Annotated in this window: 16 protein-coding genes; 6 read left to right on the top strand and 10 right to left on the bottom strand. The window is 71.1% G+C overall.

The window, feature by feature from the left end; genetic code table 11:
- The first annotated feature begins 119 nt into the window (after window positions 1-119).
- Window positions 120-2,228, top strand: a complete 2,109-nt coding sequence (locus DJ017_RS08560; protein ID WP_111528322.1) for a TonB-dependent receptor — start codon at window positions 120-122, stop codon at window positions 2,226-2,228.
- A gap of 99 nt (window positions 2,229-2,327) precedes the next feature.
- Here DJ017_RS08560 and DJ017_RS08565 read toward each other — a convergent pair whose 3' ends face one another.
- From DJ017_RS08565 to prfA, 4 genes are all read right to left on the bottom strand, one after another.
- A complete protein-coding gene (locus DJ017_RS08565; protein ID WP_111528323.1) occupies window positions 2,328-3,323 on the bottom strand; it encodes a DUF4167 domain-containing protein in 996 nt (331 codons plus the stop codon).
- A gap of 248 nt (window positions 3,324-3,571) precedes the next feature.
- Window positions 3,572-4,438: a peptide chain release factor N(5)-glutamine methyltransferase gene (gene prmC, locus DJ017_RS08570; RefSeq protein WP_111528324.1), complete on the bottom strand. Its 867-nt coding sequence runs from the start codon at window positions 4,436-4,438 to the stop codon at window positions 3,572-3,574.
- Window positions 4,435-5,229, bottom strand: a complete 795-nt coding sequence (locus DJ017_RS08575) for an MOSC domain-containing protein (protein WP_111528325.1) — start codon at window positions 5,227-5,229, stop codon at window positions 4,435-4,437. The genes prmC and DJ017_RS08575 overlap by 4 nt, the downstream gene beginning before the upstream one ends.
- Window positions 5,226-6,302: a peptide chain release factor 1 gene (gene prfA, locus DJ017_RS08580; RefSeq protein ID WP_111528326.1), complete on the bottom strand. Its 1,077-nt coding sequence runs from the start codon at window positions 6,300-6,302 to the stop codon at window positions 5,226-5,228. Before prfA ends, DJ017_RS08575 begins: the two co-directional genes overlap by 4 nt.
- Before the next feature lie 120 nt (window positions 6,303-6,422).
- Here prfA and DJ017_RS08585 point away from each other — a divergent pair, with 120 nt between their 5' ends.
- Window positions 6,423-7,001, top strand: a complete 579-nt coding sequence (locus DJ017_RS08585) for a pyridoxamine 5'-phosphate oxidase family protein (RefSeq protein ID WP_111528327.1) — start codon at window positions 6,423-6,425, stop codon at window positions 6,999-7,001.
- Between the two features lie 92 nt (window positions 7,002-7,093).
- Window positions 7,094-7,399 carry a hypothetical protein gene (locus DJ017_RS08590; protein ID WP_227000076.1) on the top strand — a complete coding sequence of 102 codons (306 nt, stop codon included), beginning with the start codon at window positions 7,094-7,096 and terminating at the stop codon, window positions 7,397-7,399.
- Between the two features lie 88 nt (window positions 7,400-7,487).
- Here DJ017_RS08590 and DJ017_RS08595 read toward each other — a convergent pair whose 3' ends face one another.
- A complete protein-coding gene (locus DJ017_RS08595) occupies window positions 7,488-7,781 on the bottom strand; it encodes a hypothetical protein (protein WP_111528328.1) in 294 nt (97 codons plus the stop codon).
- Window positions 7,782-7,975: 194 nt separating this feature from the next.
- Between DJ017_RS08595 and DJ017_RS08600 the strand changes: the two genes are divergently transcribed.
- The gene (locus DJ017_RS08600) at window positions 7,976-8,233 is read left to right on the top strand and encodes a hypothetical protein (RefSeq protein WP_111528329.1); all 258 of its coding nucleotides are present in this window, start codon (window positions 7,976-7,978) and stop codon (window positions 8,231-8,233) included.
- 4 nt (window positions 8,234-8,237) lie between these two features.
- Here DJ017_RS08600 and ispG read toward each other — a convergent pair whose 3' ends face one another.
- The 3 genes from ispG to ptsP all read right to left on the bottom strand — a co-directional run bounded on the left by ispG (window position 8,238) and on the right by ptsP (window position 12,911).
- The gene (ispG, locus tag DJ017_RS08605) at window positions 8,238-9,383 is read right to left on the bottom strand and encodes a flavodoxin-dependent (E)-4-hydroxy-3-methylbut-2-enyl-diphosphate synthase (protein WP_111528330.1); all 1,146 of its coding nucleotides are present in this window, start codon (window positions 9,381-9,383) and stop codon (window positions 8,238-8,240) included.
- A 40-nt stretch (window positions 9,384-9,423) separates the two neighbouring features.
- Window positions 9,424-10,497, bottom strand: coding sequence for a helix-turn-helix domain-containing protein (locus tag DJ017_RS08610; protein WP_111528331.1), 1,074 nt, complete (start codon window positions 10,495-10,497; stop codon window positions 9,424-9,426).
- 146 nt (window positions 10,498-10,643) lie between these two features.
- Complete coding sequence (gene ptsP, locus DJ017_RS08615; RefSeq protein WP_111528332.1) at window positions 10,644-12,911, bottom strand: phosphoenolpyruvate--protein phosphotransferase; 2,268 nt, start codon at window positions 12,909-12,911, stop codon at window positions 10,644-10,646.
- 325 nt (window positions 12,912-13,236) lie between these two features.
- On the opposite strand from ptsP, the gene DJ017_RS08620 reads away from it, so the two are divergent.
- Together DJ017_RS08620 and DJ017_RS08625 are read left to right on the top strand one after the other, a co-directional pair.
- Window positions 13,237-14,964 carry an alpha/beta hydrolase gene (locus DJ017_RS08620; protein ID WP_111528333.1) on the top strand — a complete coding sequence of 576 codons (1,728 nt, stop codon included), beginning with the start codon at window positions 13,237-13,239 and terminating at the stop codon, window positions 14,962-14,964.
- Between the two features lie 61 nt (window positions 14,965-15,025).
- Window positions 15,026-16,444, top strand: coding sequence for an MFS transporter (locus DJ017_RS08625; RefSeq protein ID WP_111528334.1), 1,419 nt, complete (start codon window positions 15,026-15,028; stop codon window positions 16,442-16,444).
- On the opposite strand, the gene DJ017_RS08630 is transcribed toward DJ017_RS08625, so the two are convergent.
- Both DJ017_RS08630 and DJ017_RS08635 read right to left on the bottom strand, forming a co-directional pair.
- Entirely contained in the window at window positions 16,441-18,000 is a 1,560-nt protein-coding gene (locus DJ017_RS08630) for a DHA2 family efflux MFS transporter permease subunit (RefSeq protein ID WP_227000077.1), read from the bottom strand. The two genes, DJ017_RS08625 and DJ017_RS08630, sit on opposite strands and share 4 nt — an antisense overlap.
- A gap of 23 nt (window positions 18,001-18,023) precedes the next feature.
- Window positions 18,024-19,115, bottom strand: coding sequence for an HlyD family secretion protein (locus DJ017_RS08635; protein WP_111528336.1), 1,092 nt, complete (start codon window positions 19,113-19,115; stop codon window positions 18,024-18,026).
- Between the last annotated feature and the right edge of the window lie 35 nt (window positions 19,116-19,150).

Below are 19,150 nucleotides of genomic sequence, written 5' to 3' on the forward strand. Positions count from 1 at the left end.
CCGCGATACGCCAAGCGGCAACAGGCTTGACGACGCGTTATGTTATTTCATAACACCACAACCGCAAGTTCCTCCCCGGACACTTCCTGCGTTTCCGCCTGCGTATCCCGAGGTCATTCATGTCGCCGAAGCTCCTCCTCCTGGCGGCCGCGAGCACGGTCTCGCTCGCCGCATCGGCCGCCCACGCGCAGGCCGTCAGCGACACGGGCCAGGTCTCGGAGGTGGTGGTCACGGCCCAGCGGCTCGACGCGGCGCGCTCGGCCATCGAGCCGTCGCTGGGGGCCACGAGCTACGTCCTGCCCAAGGCGTTCATCACCAACCTGCCGGGCGGCGCCAACACCCAGCTCAACCAGGTGGTCCTGCAGGCGCCGGGCGTGGCGCAGGACAGCTTTGGCCAGCTGCACGTGCGCGGCGACCACGGCAACATCCAGTACCGGCTGAACAACGTCATCCTGCCCGAGGGCCTGCAGGTGTTCGGCCAGACGCTGTCGCCGCGCCTGGCCCAGTCGATCCAGCTCGTCACCGGCGCACTGCCGGCGCAGTACGGCCTGCGCACCGCCGGCATCATCAACATCACCACCAAGAGCGGCTTCAAGACCGAGGGCGAGGCCTCGCTCTACGGCGGCGGCGCGGGCGTGATCACGCCGAGCGCCGAGTATGGCGGCTCGTTCGGCCGCTCGAGCGCCTTCGGCTCGCTGAGCTACACCGGCACCGACGTCGGCATCGAGAGCCCCGACGGCAGCGCCCGGCCGGTCCACGACCACTCCGACCAGCTGCAGGGCTTCGGCTACTTCGACCACATCCTGAACGACGAGAGCCGGGTCTCGGCCATCGTCGGCACCTCCCAGCAGTCGTTCGAGATCCCCAACACCCCCGGCCTGCAGCCGGACCTCGGCCTGACGGTGCGCGGCCAGACCGCGTTCCCGAGCGCCCGGCTAAACGAGCGCCAGCGGGAGGGGACGACCTACGCCATCGGGACCTACCAGCGCTCGACCGAGAGGTTCACCGGCCAGGCCTCGGTCTTCACCCGCTATTCGGCGCTGCGCTACTCGCCCGACTGGCAGGGCGAGCTGCTCTACAACGGCATCGCACAGGCGGCCCGCAAGACCGACCTGGCGCTCGGGCTGCAGCTCGAGGGCGTCTACAATCTGAACGATGCGCACACGGTGCGTGGCGGCCTCGTGCTCCAGCACGACCGCACGACCAGCAAGACGAATGCGCAGGTGCTGCCGGTGGACGCCGCCGGCGTGCAGACCTCCGACCAGCCGCTGACCATCGTCGACAACGGGCGCCGCACGGCCACAACCTATTCGGTCTTCCTGCAGGACGAGTGGAAGATCGCCGACGCCCTGACGCTGAACTACGGGCTGCGCTTCGACGAGGTCGAGGCGTTCCGCACCGAGAGCCAGCTTTCGCCGCGGGTGAACCTCGTCTGGACCCCCGCCGAAGGGACCAGCGTGCACCTGGGCTATGCGCGCTACTTCACGCCGCCGGCCTTCGAGCTGGTGGCGAGCCAGACCATCGCCCGGTTCGCCGGCACCACCGCCGAGCCGCCGGGGACCCTGAACGATGCGCCGCGCGCCGAGCGCTCGCACTATTTCGACCTCGGCGTGGAGCAGAAGCTCGGCGGCCTCACCCTCGGCGCCGACGCCTACTACAAGAAGAGCCGCAACCTGCTGGACGAGGGCCAGTTCGGGGCGCCGATCATCCTGACCCCGTTCAACTACAGGGAAGGCTACGCCAAGGGCGTCGAGCTGAGCGCCAACTACACGCGCGGGCCGCTGTCGGCCTATGGCAACCTGGCGCTCTCCCAGGCCGAGGGCCGCGGCATCGTCTCCAGCCAGTTCAACTTCGATCCGGACGAACTCGCCTATATCCAGGGCCACTGGATCCACCTCGACCACGACCAGACGATCACCGCCTCGGCCGGAGCGGCCTATCGCCTGGGCGAGACGCGGCTGTCGGGGGATGTGATCTACGGCTCGGGCCTGCGGGCGACGCCGGCCGGCGCGGCGCCGAACTCCGGCCACCTGCCGGCTTACACCCAGGTGAATCTGGCGGTGAGCCACGACATCGAGCTGAAGGGCGGGCCGCTGACGGTGCGCTGTGACCTGATCAACGCCTTCGACGAGAAGTACCAGATCCGCGACGGCTCGGGCGTCGGCGTCGGGGCGCCCCAGTGGGGTCCGCGCCGCGGAGTGTTCGTCGGCGTCAGCAAGACGTTCTGAACAAGGACGAGCGCTGAACAACGAAAAAGGGGCCGCGGCGCGACCCCTCATCCGTCAGCCTGCGGCCGACACCTTCTCCCGCAAGGGGAGAAGGTTCTCTTAGGCTTCCTCGGACTCGCTGCTCGGCGCGCCGTCGCCTTCGAAGGTGCGCGGGGCGCGGCGGCGGCGGGGGCGGCGGGCCGGAGCCTCGTCCTCGGCGCCCGCTTCGGGGCGGCTGGCGGACTGCTGCAGGAAGGCGGGGGCGTGGCTCTCGCCGCCCTCGGCGTCGCGCAGCACGGCGGCGGGACGATCCTCGACCAGCGGCTGGGCCTGCGGCTCGACCACCGCCAGCGGGTCGCGGTCCTGGCGCTCGTAGCGGTCGCGACGTTCGTCGCGGTCCCGGTCACGATCGCGGGGACGCTCGTCACGCGGGCGATCGTCACGCGGGCGATCGTCGCGGGGTCGATCATCGCGGGGACGCTCATCCCGGGGCCGGTCATCGCGCTGGCGATCGTCACGGGAACGGTCGTCGCGGGGGCGGTCGTCACGGTCACGGCGTTCGTCGCGGTCGCCGCGCGGGCGGTCATCGCGATCGCGATCCCGGCGCTCGTCGCGTTCGCGCCAGCGGTCGCGGCCCCGATCGCGGTCGCGGCCTTCACGCGGACGGTCGTCGCGGTCGCGGCGCTCCTCGCGGGGACGGTCCTGCCAGCCGCCGCGGTCGCGGGCCTCCTGGCCCTCTTCGCCGGCCTCGGCCTCGTCGGGAACCTCGGGCTGGGCCTGGGCGCCGCTCTCGTCCTCGAAATCGATGTCGAAGCCGGAGGCGAACTGGTCGCGGCCGAGAATCTCGCTGGCCGGGCGCTGGGGCTGGATGGCGCGCAGCAGGCGGAAATAGTGCTCGGCGTGCTGCAGGTAGTTCTCGGCGAGCACGCGGTCGCCGGCGGAGGCGGCGTCACGGGCGAGCTGCTGATACTTTTCGAAGACGTGCTGGGCGTTGCCGCGGACCTTGATCCCCTCGGGACCGTTGGAATCGAACGCCCGGTTCGCGTTCTGCTGAGGCTTGCCGCCACCGCCGCGATTGCGCCCACGCTGGCGCTTCATACCCTTGAAATCTCTCATTTATCTTGTGACCGTTCGTCTGGCTCTTCCCCGAGCGACCTCACAGGAGGTCGGCCTGGCCTTTGCGGGATCGGGCGGCGGCCCGTGGCTTGTTGAAGTCGCGAAGTGTTCCCCGTCTTCCGCCCGGAAGCTGTTCGGCGAAAGGCCCTGTTCGGGGCGTCGCGCCTGCCGGGGTGGCCTTCGACGTCCGGGGCGGACGCGTCAACCTGAAGCCGGCGATTGGGTGGAGACAGGACTTAAGTAGCGAGTCAGGCCTTCGTTTCCAAGGGCTTTTTCGCACCCGCGACAACCCGGTCCCGATCGCCGAGGTCGCGGAAGGTCTTCACGTCCAGCGCGCCGGCCGCCCGGAAGAGCTCTTCGACGGCCTCCTTCTGGTCGTAACCGATCTCCACCGCGAAGCGGCCGCCGGGCTTCAGCACGCGCAGGATCTCAGGGGCGAGGTCGCGGTAGGCGGCTAGGCCGTCCGGTCCGCCGTCGAGGGCGAGCCGGGGCTCCCACTGGCGCACTTCCGGCTCCAGGGTCTCGATCACCTCGCTGGCGATGTAGGGCGGATTGGCCACCACGAGATCGAAGTTCTCGGACGCCAGGCCCTCGGTCCAGTCGCCGCGCAGGAGGGCGGTGCGGCCGGCGAGGCCGAGGTGGGCGGCGTTGTCGCGGGCGACCGCCAGGGCCTCCTCCGAGATGTCGACGCCCAGCCCCTTGGCGGCGGGCCGCTCGGCGAGGATCGCCAGCAGGATGGCGCCGGAACCAACGCCGAGGTCGAGCACCGACCAGGGCGCGCGCTCGGGGAAGTCGCGGAGCACCAGCTCGACCACGGTCTCGGTGTCCGGCCGCGGGGTGAGCACGTTGTGGTTCACCTGCAGCATGATCTTCCAGAAGCCCTTGCGGCCGAGGATGTGGCTGACGGGCTCGCGGTGCTCGCGGCGGGCCAGGTAGTCGGCGAGCGTGGCTTCCTGCTCGGCCGTGAGCTGGCGGTAGGGATCGGTGACGATATCGAGGCGGGTGCAGTCGGCGGCAGCCTCGACGAGCAGGCGCGCGTCGATCACCGGCCCGGCGAGGCCGGCCTTCTCGAGGCGCTGCTTGGCGCCCTGCCAGGCCTGGAGGAGGGAGGTCACGCCAACGCCTCCTGCGCGGCGCCTTCCGCCTGCGGGATGGTGACGGCGTCGCCGAGGCCGAGGCGGCCCGCCTTGGTCATGCGCACGTAGATCCCGCAGTTCATGTGGCCGAAGGCGTCGAACAAGGCCTTGGGGATCTGGGCGTCGCGCTCGGCGGTGGCCGGGTTCACCTCGGTGGCGGCGCAGCGGACGATGGGCTTGAAGACTTCGGCCTCGCCCCAGCCGAGCATCAGCCGCCGGCCGGTCCAGTCGTTCTCCGCCCAGGCGGGCCAGCCCTCGACATAGAGGTTGGCGCGGAAGCGCAGGGGATCGAGCTCGACGCCCATGCGGCGCGACAGGTCGGCGACGCTGGCGAGGTTGATGATCGAGACCTGGCCGAGCGGATGGTCGGTGAAGCGCCAGGGATCGGGCGCGGCCACCACCTTCAGCGGACCGGTGGCCTCCTCGCCCAGGAAGGCAGTCAGCCAGGCGGCGAAGGCGGCGCGGCCGGCCTCCTCGGCGAGCTTGCCGAAGAAGGGCGCCGCGCCGGGGGCGCTGGCCTCCATCTCGCCCGAGGCGTCATGGTAGCGGGTGCGGACGAGGCCGACCTTGGGCAGGGCGGCGAGGACGGTGAACTTCTGCTTCGGCACGAAGGCCGGCGCGTCGGGGTCGAAGCCCGAGGGGCCGTTCTCGACGGCGTAGATGCGGTCGCCCGGGAAGCCCTGGCCGGGCGCCAGGTCGACCGCCTGCAGCGGCTCGGGCGTGAAGCCCTTCACCGGGTGGCGAAAGAGGCCGGCGACGAGGCCGCTCACGCGAGCTCTTCCTCGAGCGCGGCCAGGCGCGCGGCCTGGTCCTCGGCGATCAGGGGCTCGATGACGTCGTCCAGCGCCTCGCCCTCGATGATCTTGGGCAGGTTGTAGAGCGTCAGGTTGATGCGGTGGTCTGTGACCCGCCCCTGCGGGAAGTTGTAGGTGCGGATGCGCTCGGAGCGGTCGCCCGAGCCCACCTGGGCCTTGCGGCTCTCGGCCCGGGCGGTGTGGGCGGCCTCGCGCTGCTGGTCGTAGAGCTTGACCTGCAGGGCCTTCATGGCGCGGGCCCGGTTCTGGTGCTGCGACTTCTCCGAGGAGGTCACCACGATGCCGGTGGGCAGGTGGGTGATGCGCACCGCGGAGTCGGTCTTGTTGACGTGCTGGCCGCCGGCGCCGGAGGAGCGGTAGGTGTCGATCCGGATGTCCTGGTCGCGGATCTCGATGTCGATGTCCTCCGGCTCGGGCAGCACGGCGACCGTGGCGGCCGAGGTGTGGATGCGTCCCTGCGCCTCGGTGGCGGGCACGCGCTGGACCCGGTGGACCCCGCTCTCGAACTTCAGCCGGCCGAACACGCCGTCTCCGGTGATCGAGGCGATGATCTCCTTGTAGCCGCCCATCTCGCCCTCGGAGGCGCTTTCCACCTCCACGCGCCAGCCGTGGTTCTGGGCGTAGCGCTGGTACATGCGGAAGAGATCGCCGGCGAACAGGGCCGCCTCGTCGCCGCCGGTGCCGGCGCGCACCTCGAGGATGGCCGAGGCGTTCTCGTCCTTGTCCTTGGGGGCGAGCAGCAGGGCGACCTGGCGCTCGAGCTCGGGGAGCCGGTCCTTCAGGACGATCAGCTCGCCTTCGGCGAGTTCGGCCATCTCCTTGTCGCCGGAGGAGACCATCTCCTCGAGTTCGGGCAGCTCGGCGCGGGCGCGCTCCAGGGTCTGCACGGCCTCGGCCACCGGCTTCAGCTCGGCGTGCTCCTTGGACAGGCGGACGATCTCGGCGCCGTCGGAGGCCGCGCCCATGCGCGCCTCGACCTCGCGGAAGCGGTCGAGAACCTGGTCGAGCCTGGCCTGGGGAAGTCGCAAATCGAACCTCGGAGAGAAGGGACCGCTTCTCTACCGTCACTGGGCATAGGCTTCAAACAGGCCCTTTGCGCGCGGCGGGGAAGGTGGTCAGCTTCGAGGCAGATAGGGAGGAGGCCGCCGATGTTCCACGAGGGCAACCGGGCGCTGCAGGACGCCTTCGGCAGCCGCGCGCTCGCCGACCGGCTCGAGGAGAAGCTGCGGCGCGAGCGGTTCAACGACGACGATGCGGCCTTCGTCGCCTCGCTCGGCTTCTTCTTCCTGGCGACGGCCGACGCCGAGGGGCGGCCGGACTGCTCGTTCAAGGGCGGCCCGGCGGGGTTCGTGCGGGTGCTGGCGCCGGACCTGCTGGTGTTTCCCGACTACGACGGCAACGGCATGTTCAAGAGCCTGGGCAACATCGCCGCCAATCCGCAGGTGGGGCTGCTGTTCATGACCATGAGCGAGGCGCCGCGCCGGCTGCGGGTGAACGGGCGGGCCGAGGTGGTCGCCGACGATCCCCTGATCGCCGACATTCCCGGCGCCCAGCTCCTGGTGAAGGTGACGCCGAGGGACATCTTCCCGAACTGCCCGCGCTATATCCCGAACCTCGAAGGCCAGACGGCCTCGCCGTACCTGCCGCAGGCGGGGACCCAGCCGGTGGAGCCCAAGTGGAAGAGCTTCGAGATCTTCGCCGACGTCGTCCCGCCGCGCAGGAGGTGAAGCCGAGTGAAGGCTGGGCTCGGAAGCTCGGCTGTGGGAACGCCGTTCTTTGTCCGGGTGTTACGGCGCAGGTGACACCTGGAGACTAACCTATGGCTACCGAACGAATTACCGAACATCCGGACGGCTCGACCGACCGCGTGGTCGAGCGCGACAGCGGCACGACCTATGTGGATCGCGGTGGCTCCGGCGTCGGCGGGGTCATCATCGGCATCGCCGTGCTGGCGCTGGTGGCGATCGTCGCCTTCTTCCTGATCACCCAGAACCGCAACGACAACCTGCGAACTGACGCGGTGACCGGCGCGGCCTCGAGCGTCAGCCACGCGGCCGACAATGTCGGCAGCGCCGCGAGCAAGGCGGCCGACAGCGCTTCCGACGCGGCGACCCCGGGCAAGTAGCCGGCGCCGTCCGTCTCGGACGACGAATAACAAAAAGGCCCGCTCCGTCGCCGGAGCGGGCCTTCTGCTGCGCGGTTGCGCGAAAGGCTTAGACGCGCTCGCCGGTCAGCGGCGCATTGCCGAACATGCCGAGCTTGACGTTGCCGGTCATCTTGTCGCCGTCGACCGTCGCGGTGAACTCGAGGGTCATCGGCATCGGGCTGGTGATGTTGGCGCTCCAGGTGAGGGTATTGCCGTCCACCTTGCCGCTCACTTCCTGCGAGCCCATCTGGCCCTCGGTCTTGCCGGTGAAGGTGTCACCGCTGGTCGTGATGGACGCATTCACAGTCTGCGCGCCCATCGGGGTGTTGATCGTGATCTTCCAGTTGCCGTCCGCGGACATCGGTCCCTCCCGGTTTTGGGGCGCTCACCTAACCGCAATCGGCGAAGGCGCACAAGGGTGACGCCAGCGTCATCTTAGAAGGAAAGGAATGGCGGGTCGGCGGGGGCGGACTCCAGCGGTGGGCCTTCAGTTTCCAAGCGGAACAATGCGCGCAGGACGCCGGTTGCAGCCGGGCCAATCCTGGGAGGAAATCCATGATCCGCCTGATCGCCGCGGCCGCCCTCGTGCTGACCTTCGCCGCCACCGAGGCCTCGGCCAAGACCTGCCGCGATGCGGCCGGCAAGTTCACCAAGTGCCCGGCGGCGGCGACCGCTGGCCCGTGCCGCGACAAGACCACCAAGAAGTTCGCCAAGTGCGACGCGCCGAACGCCGAGCGCATGCCGATGGCCGCGACCTCGACCACCATGAAGTCCAAGAAGTCGACGACCTCGACGGCGACGACAAAGAAGTAGGCGCCTACTCGGCCGCGGCGAGCGGCTTGGGAGAGCTGGCGGCGGCGAGCTCGGCGGCCTTGGCCTCGACGAGCTCGACGATGTGGTCGACCATCCGGTCGTTGTCCATCTTGTGGTCCGGCTTGCCGGCCAGATAGACCATGCCCGCGCCCTTGCCGCCGCCGGTGAAGCCGACGTCGGTCATCAGCGCCTCTCCCGGGCCGTTCACCACGCAGCCGATGATCGACAGGCTCATCGGCGTGGAGATGTGCGCCAGCCGCTGCTCCAGCGCCTCGACGGTGGCGATGACGTTGAAGCCCTGCCGCGCGCAGGACGGGCAGGCGATGATGTTCACCCCGCGGTGGCGCAGGCCGAGGGACTTCAGGATGTCGAAGCCGACCTTGATCTCCTCCACCGGGTCGGCGGCGAGGCTGACCCGGATGGTGTCGCCGATCCCCGCCCAGAGCAGGTTGCCGAGGCCGATGGAGGACTTCACCGTCCCGGTCCGGGTGGCGCCGGCTTCGGTGATGCCCAGGTGCAGTGGGCAGTCGATCGCCTCGGCCAGGGCCTGGTAGGCGGCGACCGTCATGAAGACGTCGGACGCCTTCACGCTGATCTTGAATTCGTGGAAGTCGTGATCCTGCAGGATGCGGGCGTGGCTGAGCGCGCTCTCGACCATGGCGTCGGGACAGGGCTCGCCGTACTTCTCGAGGAGGTCGCGCTCCAGGGAGCCGGCGTTGACCCCGATGCGGATCGAGCAGCCGTGGTCGCGGGCGGCCTGGATCACCTCGCGGACGCGGTCGGGCGAGCCGATGTTGCCGGGGTTGATGCGCAGGCAGGCCGCGCCGGCCTGGGCCGCCTCGATGGCGCGGCGGTAGTGGAAGTGGATGTCGGCGACGAGCGGGACCTTGGCCGCCTTGGCGATGGTCGAGAACGCCGCGGTCGAGGCCTCGTCCGGGCAGGAGACGCGGACGATGTCGGCGCCGGCTTCCTCCAGCCGGCGGATCTGGTCGATGGTCGCCCCCGCGTCGGCGGTGAGCGTGTTGGTCATCGACTGGACGGTGATCGGCGCATCGCCGCCCACCTCCACGTCGCCCACGCGGATCTTGCGGCTCTTGCGGCGCTCGATGGCGCGCCAGGGGCGGTGGTGGGCGGCGTCTTGGGCGGTCATGGAGCCGGAAAATAGGCGGTTTTGATCCCGCCCCCAAGCGTCACTGCGGCGGTTTCGGCGCCGGCTTGGCGGCGGGCGCTTGCGGCTTGGCCGCGGCCGGCGCCGGCTGGGCGCTCGCCGTCGCAGGTGCGGCGGGCTTCGGGGCGGCGGCCGGCGGCGGCGCCGGAGTCGGAGCCGGGGCGACCAGCTTGGCCACCGGGGTGAGCGGCTGGGGCAGGACGCCGCGCGACTGGCCGCCGGAGAACACCTGGAAGGCCTCGGGCTCTGAGACGTCGACGGTGAGGCCGGCGAGATTGGCCGCGCGGTAGGCTTCGCCCTCGGCGAGCTGGCGGGCGAAATAGACGGAGCCGTCGGCGCCCTTGATGACCAGGAAGGCCGGCTTGAGCGCCTGCAGGATCACCGCGCCCTGGGCGGCGGGCGCGCCGTAGATCTGACCCTTCGGGGTGAAGGTGCCGGCGAGGTTCATCTCCGGCGCCGGCTGGGCGGCCTGGGGCGGGACTAGCGGCTGGCCCTCGGCGTTGACCGCCTTGTCGAGGCCCGGCGTCACATAGGGCGGCGGGGTGGTCGACTCCACGGGCGCGGGCAGGGGCGCGCCGAGCGAGACGGGGCCGGCGGTGGTGTTGGCCAGCGCCTTCTGGGCCACGGTCTCGGAGGCCGTCGGCGGGGCCGGCGCGGTCTCGGTCATGATCCGCTGGACGACGTTCCAGGCGACGATCGCGCCGATGATCACCACCGCGCCGGCGACGATGGCGGCGAGGCGCGGATCGCGTTCGTCGCGCACGCCGACCGGCTCGGGCAGCGGCTCGTCGAGCACCGGCTCTTCGGCCTTGAAGCGATGGACCGCCTCGTCGGCGTCGGCGCCCAGGGCCTGGGCGTAGGCGCGGATGTAGCCGACGACGAAGGGACGCGAGGGCAGCTTCTCGAGCTGCATCTCCTCCAGCGCCTCGAGGTAGCTGGCGCGGACGCGGGTGGCTTCGGCGAGTTGGTCGAGCGTCAGGCCGCGCGCCTCACGCATGGCCTTCAGCGCCTGGCCGACATCGGCTCCGGACTGCAGGGTGGGGCCGTCGGCCGCCGAGGTCTCCACCTCGCTCAGCCCGCCAGTGTCGAGCGGCATGGACACCCCCGAAGACGCCCGCGATCGCGCCGCGCGGCCTGGGCCGGGCGCAGATCTTCACGACTCAAATGAAGCCTTGAGTTGCAGTTCGCGTAACACGCGCGCCTGGGGTCCTCAATGCGGTGATCCGTCACTGCCCCGGCTCCTCAGACGGCCAGGTAAATCTTGCGCGCGAGGGTTTCGATTTCGTTGCGCACCGAGCCAGCGCCGCTCTTGAGCAGGGCCGAGACGCCGCGGCGCGCGGCCTCGCGGTCGCAGGACAGCACCATGCGCTTCACCGGGCCGACGCCGGCCGGCGGCATGGAGAGCGCCTCGAAGCCGAGGGCCACGAGGGTGAAGGCCTCCAGCGGGCGGCCGGCCATCTCGCCACAGACGCTGACCGGCGTGCCGGTCTCGGCGCAGGCGCGCTGGATCTGCTCGAGCGCGCGCAGCGCCGGTGGCGAGAGCGGGTCGTAGCGGTCGGAGACCCTGGGATTCCCGCGGTCGGCGGCGAACAGGTACTGCATCAGGTCGTTGGTGCCGACCGAGACGAAGTCGGTCATCGGCAGGAGGGCGTCGAGGTGCCAGATCACCGACGGGGCCTCGATCATCGCCCCGACGTCGAGGCGCGAGGGGGCCGGGCGGCCGCGGCGCTGGGCCCAGGCGACCTCGTGGTCGACCAGGGCGCGGGCGGTGCGGAACTCCTCCACGCTGGCGACCAGCGGGAACATGATGCGCAGCGGCCGGCCCTTGGCGGCGGTGATCAGGGCGCGGATCTGCACGCGCAGCAGGGCCGGGCGGTCGAGGCCCATGCGGATCGCCCGCCAGCCGAGCGCCGGATTGTCCTCCCGCTCGGCCTCCAGGTACGGCAGCACCTTGTCGCCGCCGAGATCCAGGGTGCGGAAGGTCACCGGCATGTCGCCGGCGGCGTCCATCACCCTGCCGTAGAGCGTGGCCTGGGCGTCGAGCCGGGGCATCTCCTCGGCGACCATGAACTGGAACTCGGTGCGGAAGAGGCCGATGCCTTCGGCGCCGGTCTCGCCCAGGATGTCGAGGTCGACGTCGAGGCCGGCGTTCATCAGGAGGCTGACCTTGGCCCCGTCGCGCGTGAAGGCCGGGGTGTCGCGCAGCTTGGCGAACTCGGCCCGCCGCTGGGCGCGCACGTCGATCCGCGCCTGGATCGCCTTCACCACGTCGGGCCGCGGGCGCAGGTAGGCCTCGGCGGTCTCTGCGTCGACGATCACCGGGTCGCCTTCGGAGACGAGGTCGCGCAGGCCCGGCAGGCGGCCGACGCAGGGGATGTCGAGGGCGCGGGCGACGATCGCCGCGTGGCTGGCCGCCGAGCCTTCCTCGAGCAGCAGGCCGCGTAGCTTGGTGCGGTCGTATTCCAGCAGGTCGGCCGGGCCGAGGTTACGGGCGATCAGCACCGCGTTCTCGGGCAGCTCGCGGGCCATGTGGCCATCGCCGGCCAGGTGGCGCAGCAGCCGGTCGTTGAGGTCCTCGAGGTCGTGCAGCCGTTCGCGCAGGTAGGGGTCGCGCGCCTGGCCGAGGCGGGCGCGGTGCTCGGAGCGGACGCGCTCGACGGCGGCCTCGGCGGTCAGGCCGTTGCGCACCGCGTCCTCGAGGCTGCGGTTCCAGCCCCGGTCGTGGGCGAACATGCGATAGGTCTCGAGCACCTCGAAGGAGGCCTCGATCAGGCCCGCCTGGCCCTCGAGCATCTGGTCGATCTGGGTCTGCAGGCCGGCCACGGCGGTCTTGAGGCGCGCCTCCTCGGCGGCCACGTCATCGGAGAGCAGTTGCGAGGGCGCGACCGGCGGCTCGTGCAGGACCGCGACGCCATAAGCGAGGCCGTCGGCGAAGCGCGAGCCCTTGAGCCGCTCGGGCCGGCGGGGCGCGAGCTCGACGCCCTTGAGCTCGTCCTGGCTGATCAGCTCGCCCGAGGCCACCATCTCGGCCAGGACCATGGCGACGATCTGCAGGTCCTCGACCTCGTCCTCGGTGTAGACGCGGGCGGTGCGGTTCTGGACGACGAGCACGCCGATGGCGCGGCCGCCGCGCAGCAGCGGCACGCCGAGGAAGGCGTGATAGGGGTCTTCGCCGGTTTCCGGGCGATAGGAGAAGGCTGGGTGCTCAGGGGCGTCGGCCAGGTTCAGCGGCCGGCCCTGGCGCATGATCTCGCCCACCAGGCCCTCGCCCGGCTTCAGGCGGGTGACGTGGACGGCCTTGGGATCGAGGCCTTCGGTGGCGAACAGCTCGAGATCGCCGGCGGCGGCGCGGCGCATGTAGAGCGAGCACACCTCGGCCACCATGGAGCGCGCGATGATCCGCACGACCATGTCGAGGCGCGCCTGGGCCGGACCGCCCGAGGCGAGCGCCTCGCGGATCTGCTTGAGCAGACTCCGCTGACCTCGAATTGCCACGCCCGGCGCCGCCATGATCTCGGCGTCAGCCTCCCTGTTCCTTCGCCCGCGGCCCGGCCGGGGGCGGTCCCCTATCAGCATCGCGTGTCCGAACCGAGACGGAAAGAGCCCGGTTGCGGCGATCTGCGCAACCTGCCTCGCCGTGCGCACGGCCGCAGCTGCGCGCACAGCTTAGGTAGGCGAGACCAAGGCTTTCTAAAGACCGCGGCGGAGAAATCCCTCGCCACGGCGCCGCTTGCGGCTGCGGCGCCTGAAATAGAGGCGCCCTCTCGCCGGTTGAGCTTTCGCCGCTTCCGGCTCATCGTCGGGCCAAGGGCAAGGCGATCGGGGGGACGCCGCGATGCGGAAATGGGGGCTTTTCGCGCTCGGCTGGGCGCTGATCCTGGCGGGCGCCTTGCTGGCGCACAGGATCCAGACGGCGGGCGGCGTGCGGGTGGCGGACGTGCGCTTCAAGGGCGACGGGATCGAGCAGAGCGCGCTGCTCTACACCCCGCCGTCGGCCACTCCGGCCCATCCGGCGCCGGCCGTGCTGGTCAGCCACGGCTACATCAACACCCGCGAGATGCAGTCCCCCTTCGCCATCGAGCTGGCGCGGCGCGGCTTCGTGGTGCTGGCCATCGACATGGCCGGCCACGGCTATTCGCAAGGCGCGGTGTTCAATCCACGGGACGCGGGCGGGCCGGCGGCGCTGGCCTATCTCCGGAGCCTGCCCTTTGTGGACAAGGCGAACGTCGGGCTGGAAGGCCATTCGATGGGCGGCATCCCGATCGGGGCGGCCGCCGCGGCCGAGCCGGACGGCTACCGCGCGATCGTCTTCGAGGGCTCGACGCCCGGCTTCCTGGGCGCGCCGAGCCCGCCGGCGTTCCACAATCTCGAAGTCGTCTTCGGCCAGTACGACGAGTTCGCCCCGCTGATGTGGGGCGCGCCCAAGGGCTCGCTCGTCGCGGCGACGCCAAAGATGGCCGCGACCTTCGGCGTCCCCGGGCCGGTGATCGTCGGCCACACCTACGGCGCGACGGCCGACGGCACGGCCCGACGGCTGCTGAACCCGCCGGTGACCCATCCCTGGGAGCACTTCTCCCGCGCCGGGGTGGCGGGCGCGGTCGACTGGTTCCAGATGACCCTCGCGGGCGCGGCCCACCCGCTGCCGCCGGGCGACCAGATCTGGATCTGGAAGGAGGTCGGCACGGGCCTGTCGTTCGTCGGCCTGATCGTGCTCCTGATGGGGACCTTCGAGCTGCTGCTGACCCTGCCGGCCTTCGCGGCCCTGCGCCGACCGATGGAGCCCGTCGCCGAGCGGCGCGGCGGTCGCTGGTGGCTGGCGTTCCTGCTGACGGCGGCGGTCCCGGCCCTGACCTACTACCCCTTCATGGGCTGGGGGCAGGCCTTCATCCCCATGCGCCTCTTTCCGCAGTACGTGCAAAACCAGCTCCTGGTGTGGGCGCTGCTGAACGGGCTTCTCACGCTTCTGCTGAGCCTCGTCCTGCGCGGCGGGCGGCCGGTGTTCAGCAACCGCTGGGCGGGCGCCGTCGGGATCGCCGCGGCCACCCTGGCGGTGGGCTATCTCTCGCTCGTCCTGGTCGACCGCCTCTGGCACGTGGACTTCCGGTTCTGGGTGCTGGGCCTCAAGCCGCTGGACGGCCGGCACACGGCGATGGCGGCCCCCTATTTCGTGCTCTGGGCGGTCTATTTCCTCATCGCCCTGCGGGCGCTCTCGGCGAACCTGGCGGTGAAGGGCGAAGGCTTCCTCCTGCAGGTAGGCGCCTGGAAGATCGCGCTCAGCCTGGGGTTCGCGGTGCTGCTCGCTTACGAGTATGCGACGCTGTTCTCCACCGGGCTGCTGGCCACCCCGACCGAGCCGCTCAACACCATCGTGGCGATCCAGTTCGTGCCGCTGCTGGCGAGCGTCGGGGCGATCGCCGCACTCACCTACCGGCGCACCAGTTCTTACGTGCCCGGGGCGCTGATCTGCGCAGGCCTGCTGGCCTGGTACGTGACGGCGGGCACGGCGACCCACTGGTATCCCGGGTTCAAGGTCCAGCCGCCGGCCGCCGCGCGCAGCCGCTGAGCCTTGGCCGCGCGCCTGGCTGCGCCTATCTGAGCCGCTCCAACCGCGAGCGGGGGCCGACGTGCAAGCTGAGGTTTCAGAGGACCGGAGACCCGCGAGCTGGGCCGACCTCCTGTCCGACGGCCGCCTGCCGCGCTTCGCGCTGATCTGCCTGGGCGTGTGGCTGAACGCGGCCGACAGCCTGGTCACCGCGACCATCATGCCGAGCGTCGGCAAGGAGCTCGGCGGCTACGGCTACTTCAGCTGGGCGACCGCGGGCTATCTGGTGGGCGCGATCCTCGCCGGCGCCAGCGCCGGCCGGCTCTCGGAGCTGTTCGGCCTTCGCCGGGCGACCGCGCTCGCCGGCCTGGTGATGGTGGGCGGGTGCGTGATGAGCGCGCTGGCGCCGGAGGTCGGCCTGTTCCTCACCGGCCGCGTGATCCAGGGGCTCGGCTCAGGCTGGATCTCGGGGTTCGCCATGGTGGCGATCGCCCTCTTGTTCCCCGAGCGGCACCTGGCGCGGGTGTTCGCCAGCGTCTCCGGCGTCTGGGGCGTGGCGACCCTGATCGGGCCGCTGATCGGCGGCGTGTTCGCGGTGGGCGGCCACTGGCGCGAGTGCTTCTGGGTGTTCGCCGCCCACTCGCTGGCCTTCAGCCTTGCCGCGCCCTTCCTGCTCAAGGGCGAGCAGCGCGGCCCGAGGGGGCCCGGCATTCCGTGGATCCAGCTCCTCGTCCTGGCGGCGGGCGTCGGGGCCATCGCCGTGGCCGACATCACCCGCGGCGCGGCGGCCTCGCTTGGCCTCGTGGCGGTCGGTCTCGTGCTGCTCGCGGCGGTGCTCCGGATCGACGGCCGCGCCCGGGTGCGGCTGCTGCCCCATCGGGCCGGCGACCTCGCGACGACCTGCGGCGCCGGCTATGCGGCGATGTTCGCCCTGACCGCCGCCTCCATGGGTTTTGCGATCTACGCCCCGCCGATCCTCCAGACCCTGGCGGGCATGTCGCCGCTGTGGGCCGGCTATGTGATCGGCGCGGAGTCCCTGGCCTGGACGGCCGCGGCCTTCATGGTCGCCCACCAGACCGGCGCCTGGGACGCGCGCTGGGTCCGCATCGGCGCGCTGAGCGTGCCGACGAGCCTCGTCATCCTGGCCTGGGCGACGCCGCAGGTGGCGATGGTCTGGATCGTCCTCGGCGGCGCCTTGCTGGGCGCGGCCTTCGGCTGGTCGTGGAGCTTCATGGGCCGGCGGGTGATGGCGGCGCTTTCCGACGAGGACCGGGCGATCGGCTCCTCGGCGATCACGGCCGTGCGCCAGACCGGCGCGGCGGTGGGCGCGGCGATCTCCGGGGCGGCGGCGAACCTGGCCGGCTTCTCCGAGGGGCTCACCGACGCCACCGCCCGGGCGACCGGCGTCTGGATCTACCTGGCGGTCATCCCGCTGGGGCTCGCCGGCGTCTGGGCGGCGTTCCGGCTGACCGGCATCGCGGCGGCCGCCCCGAGGGGCTAGTCGGCCGCCGCGTGGGTCCCGCCCTGGCTGAGCGCCTTGCGGGTGAACCAGATGCCGGGGATCAGCAGGAAGATCAGGATCGAAGCCACCCGGAATATGTCGATGGTGGCCAGCAGATAGGCCTGGCCGACAGCCTGCTGGGTGACGGCGGCGAGCGCCTGCTGGGCGCTCATCCCGGCGGCCTGGAGCTTCTGCAGCGTGATGGCGAAGGTCGGCGACTGTGCGCCGATGACCTCGGCGAGCCGGGTCTGGTGGAGGGCCGCGGAGCGGTCCCAGGCGGTGGTGACGATCGAGGCCGCGAAGCTGCCGGCGATGATCCGGGCGAAGTTGTAGAGGCCCGAGGCGGCCGGCACCTGGGGGGCCGGGATGCCGTTCAGCGCCATGGTGATCATCGAGACGAAGAAGGTGGCCATGGCGACGCCCTGCACGAGCATGGGGATGACCAGGGCGTAGAAGTCCACGTCGCTCGTGAACCTGGAACGCAGGTAGTAGGAGAGGGCGAAGGCGGCGAGCGACAAGCTGGCGGTGAAGCGCGCGTCGATGCGGTTCATGATCGGCGCGGCCAGCGGCGTCAGCACCACCGCCACCACGCCGGACGGCGCGGCGACCAGGCCGGCCCAGGTGGCGATGTAGCCCATCCGCGTCTGCAGCCAGAGCGGCTGCAGGAGGTTGGTGCCGAAGAAGATCGCGAAGGCGAGGCACGAGACCGTCGTCGCCAGGACGAAGTTGCGCGACTTGAGCAGCGACAGGTCGACGATCGGGTGCTCCTCGTTGAGCTCCCAGATCAGCCACGCGGCGAAGCCGATGGCGGCGATGATCGCCTCGCCGACGATGACGGGCGAGTTGAACCAATCGGCGTCCTTGCCGGTGTCGAGCATGACCTGAAGCGCGCCGACCCAGACCAGCAGCAGCAGGAAGCCGGTGCGGTCGATGGGGTTCTTGCGGGTCGGGGTCTCGCGGCTGCGCATGTTGAGCCAGCAGACCACCGCGCAGATCACGCCCACCGGCAGGTTGATGAGGAAGATCCACGGCCAGGAGATGTTGTCCGAGATGTAGCCGCCGAGGATCGGCCCGCAGATCGGCGCGACCAGGGTGGTCAGCGACCAGATGGCGAGCGCGGTCCCCCGCTTCTGCGGCGGGAAAATCATGATCAGTAGGGCCTGGGAGCCGGGGATCATCGGCCCGGAGACCGCTCCCTGGAGGATCCGGAAGACGATCAGCGAGGGCAGGTTCCAGGACACCCCGCAGAGGAACGAGGCGATGGTGAACATCACCACCGAGCCGACGAAGGTCTTCACCACGCCGTAGCGGCCCATCAGCCAGCCGGTCAGCGGCACCGAGGCGCCGTTGGCCACGGCGAAGGCGGTGACCACCCAGGTGCCCTGGTCGGAACTGACGCCGAGGTTGCCGGCGATGGTCGGCAGCGAGACGTTGGCGATGGTGGTGTCGAGCACCTGCATGAAGGTGCCGAGCGCGAGGGCGATGGAGGTGATGGCGAGGGTCATCCCCGTCATCGGGGCGGGCCCGCCGCCACCGCCCGCTGTATCCTTGGCCATGGGAGGCTCCTGGGGGCGATGCGTCAGCGGGCGCCGGAGACGTCGATGGCGGCCTTCATGGAGAGGCCGACGCGCAGCGGGTGTTCGGCCAGCTCCTTCGGGTCGAGGGTGATCCGCACGGGCAGGCGCTGGACGACCTTGATCCAGTTGCCCGAGGCGTTCTGGGCCGGGATCAGCGAGAAGGCCGAGCCGGTGCCGCCGGAGAGGCCGGTGACCCGGCCATGGAACTTCACGCCGCGGCCGTAGAGGTCGGAGGTGAGCGTCACCGGCTGGCCGACGCGCACCTTCTCGAGCTGCACTTCCTTGAAGTTGGCGTCGACGTAGGCGGCGTAGACCGGAACCACGGCCATCAACGGGGTCCCGGCCTGGACCTCCTGGCCGACCTGGACGGATTTCTTGGAGACCACGCCGTCGAGCGGGGCGCGGATCACGGTGCGGGCGAGCGCCAGCCGGGCGGCGTCGAGCCTGGCGCGCGCGGCGGCCACCTCCGGGTTCTGCTCCAGCGGCGCGCCGGCGATCAGCACCTGGTTGGCCTCACGGGCGCCCTGGGCGGCGCGCAGATTGGCCTCTGCCTGGGCGACCTGGGCCTCGGCGGCGGCGAAGGCGTTCTTGGCCGTGGTCAGCTCCTCGCCCGAGACCGCGCCGGAGCCGGCGAGGTTCTGGCGTCGGGCGAGGTCGGTCCTGGCCATGGTCAGGTTGGCCTGGGCGCGCATGAGATCGGCCTGGCGGGCGCCGACCTGGCCGCCGAGGGCGGTGTCGTTGGCGGCGTAGCCCTTCACCTTCCGCTCCGCCTGGCCGAGCGCGGCCTCGGCCTGGGCGACGGCGATGCGGGCGTCGGCGTCGTCGAGCACCACCAGTGGCTGGCCGGCCTTTACGGTCTCGGTCTCGCGGACCAGGACCTTGGCGACGGGGCCGGGGATGAGCGGCGTCACCTGGGCCACCTCGGCGCCGACATAGGCGTTGTCGGTCTTCACCGTGCGCCCGGCGAAGAGGAGGGCGTAGGCGATCCAGAGGACCGCGCCCACGGCGACCGCGACGACGAGCCAGGTGAGGAGCTGGCGGCGGCGCGCGATCGAGGAGCGGACGGGCGGAGCGGCGGTGGCGGTGTCGGACATGGAAGCCTCGGCGGCTGAGGTCTTGATGGGAGTGT

It is taken from the genome of Phenylobacterium soli, assembly GCF_003254475.1.
In the GTDB taxonomy this organism is placed as follows: Bacteria; Pseudomonadota; Alphaproteobacteria; order Caulobacterales; family Caulobacteraceae; genus Phenylobacterium; species Phenylobacterium soli.

What these genes read in the sequence shown, in the direction of transcription:
- DJ017_RS08560 (WP_111528322.1), top strand. Translation starts at nt 120, where the DNA reads ATGTCGCCGAAGCTCCTCCTCCTGGCGGCCGCGAGCACGGTCTCGCTC.
- DJ017_RS08565 (WP_111528323.1), bottom strand. Translation starts at nt 3,323, where the DNA reads ATGAGAGATTTCAAGGGTATGAAGCGCCAGCGTGGGCGCAATCGCGGC.
- DJ017_RS08585 (WP_111528327.1), top strand. Translation starts at nt 6,423, where the DNA reads ATGTTCCACGAGGGCAACCGGGCGCTGCAGGACGCCTTCGGCAGCCGC.
- DJ017_RS08590 (WP_227000076.1), top strand. Translation starts at nt 7,094, where the DNA reads ATGGCTACCGAACGAATTACCGAACATCCGGACGGCTCGACCGACCGC.
- DJ017_RS08595 (WP_111528328.1), bottom strand. Translation starts at nt 7,781, where the DNA reads ATGTCCGCGGACGGCAACTGGAAGATCACGATCAACACCCCGATGGGC.
- DJ017_RS08600 (WP_111528329.1), top strand. Translation starts at nt 7,976, where the DNA reads ATGATCCGCCTGATCGCCGCGGCCGCCCTCGTGCTGACCTTCGCCGCC.
- ispG (WP_111528330.1), bottom strand. Translation starts at nt 9,383, where the DNA reads ATGACCGCCCAAGACGCCGCCCACCACCGCCCCTGGCGCGCCATCGAG.
- DJ017_RS08610 (WP_111528331.1), bottom strand. Translation starts at nt 10,497, where the DNA reads ATGCCGCTCGACACTGGCGGGCTGAGCGAGGTGGAGACCTCGGCGGCC.
- ptsP (WP_111528332.1), bottom strand. Translation starts at nt 12,911, where the DNA reads ATGGCGGCGCCGGGCGTGGCAATTCGAGGTCAGCGGAGTCTGCTCAAG.
- DJ017_RS08620 (WP_111528333.1), top strand. Translation starts at nt 13,237, where the DNA reads ATGCGGAAATGGGGGCTTTTCGCGCTCGGCTGGGCGCTGATCCTGGCG.
- DJ017_RS08630 (WP_227000077.1), bottom strand. Translation starts at nt 18,000, where the DNA reads ATGGCCAAGGATACAGCGGGCGGTGGCGGCGGGCCCGCCCCGATGACG.
- DJ017_RS08635 (WP_111528336.1), bottom strand. Translation starts at nt 19,115, where the DNA reads ATGTCCGACACCGCCACCGCCGCTCCGCCCGTCCGCTCCTCGATCGCG.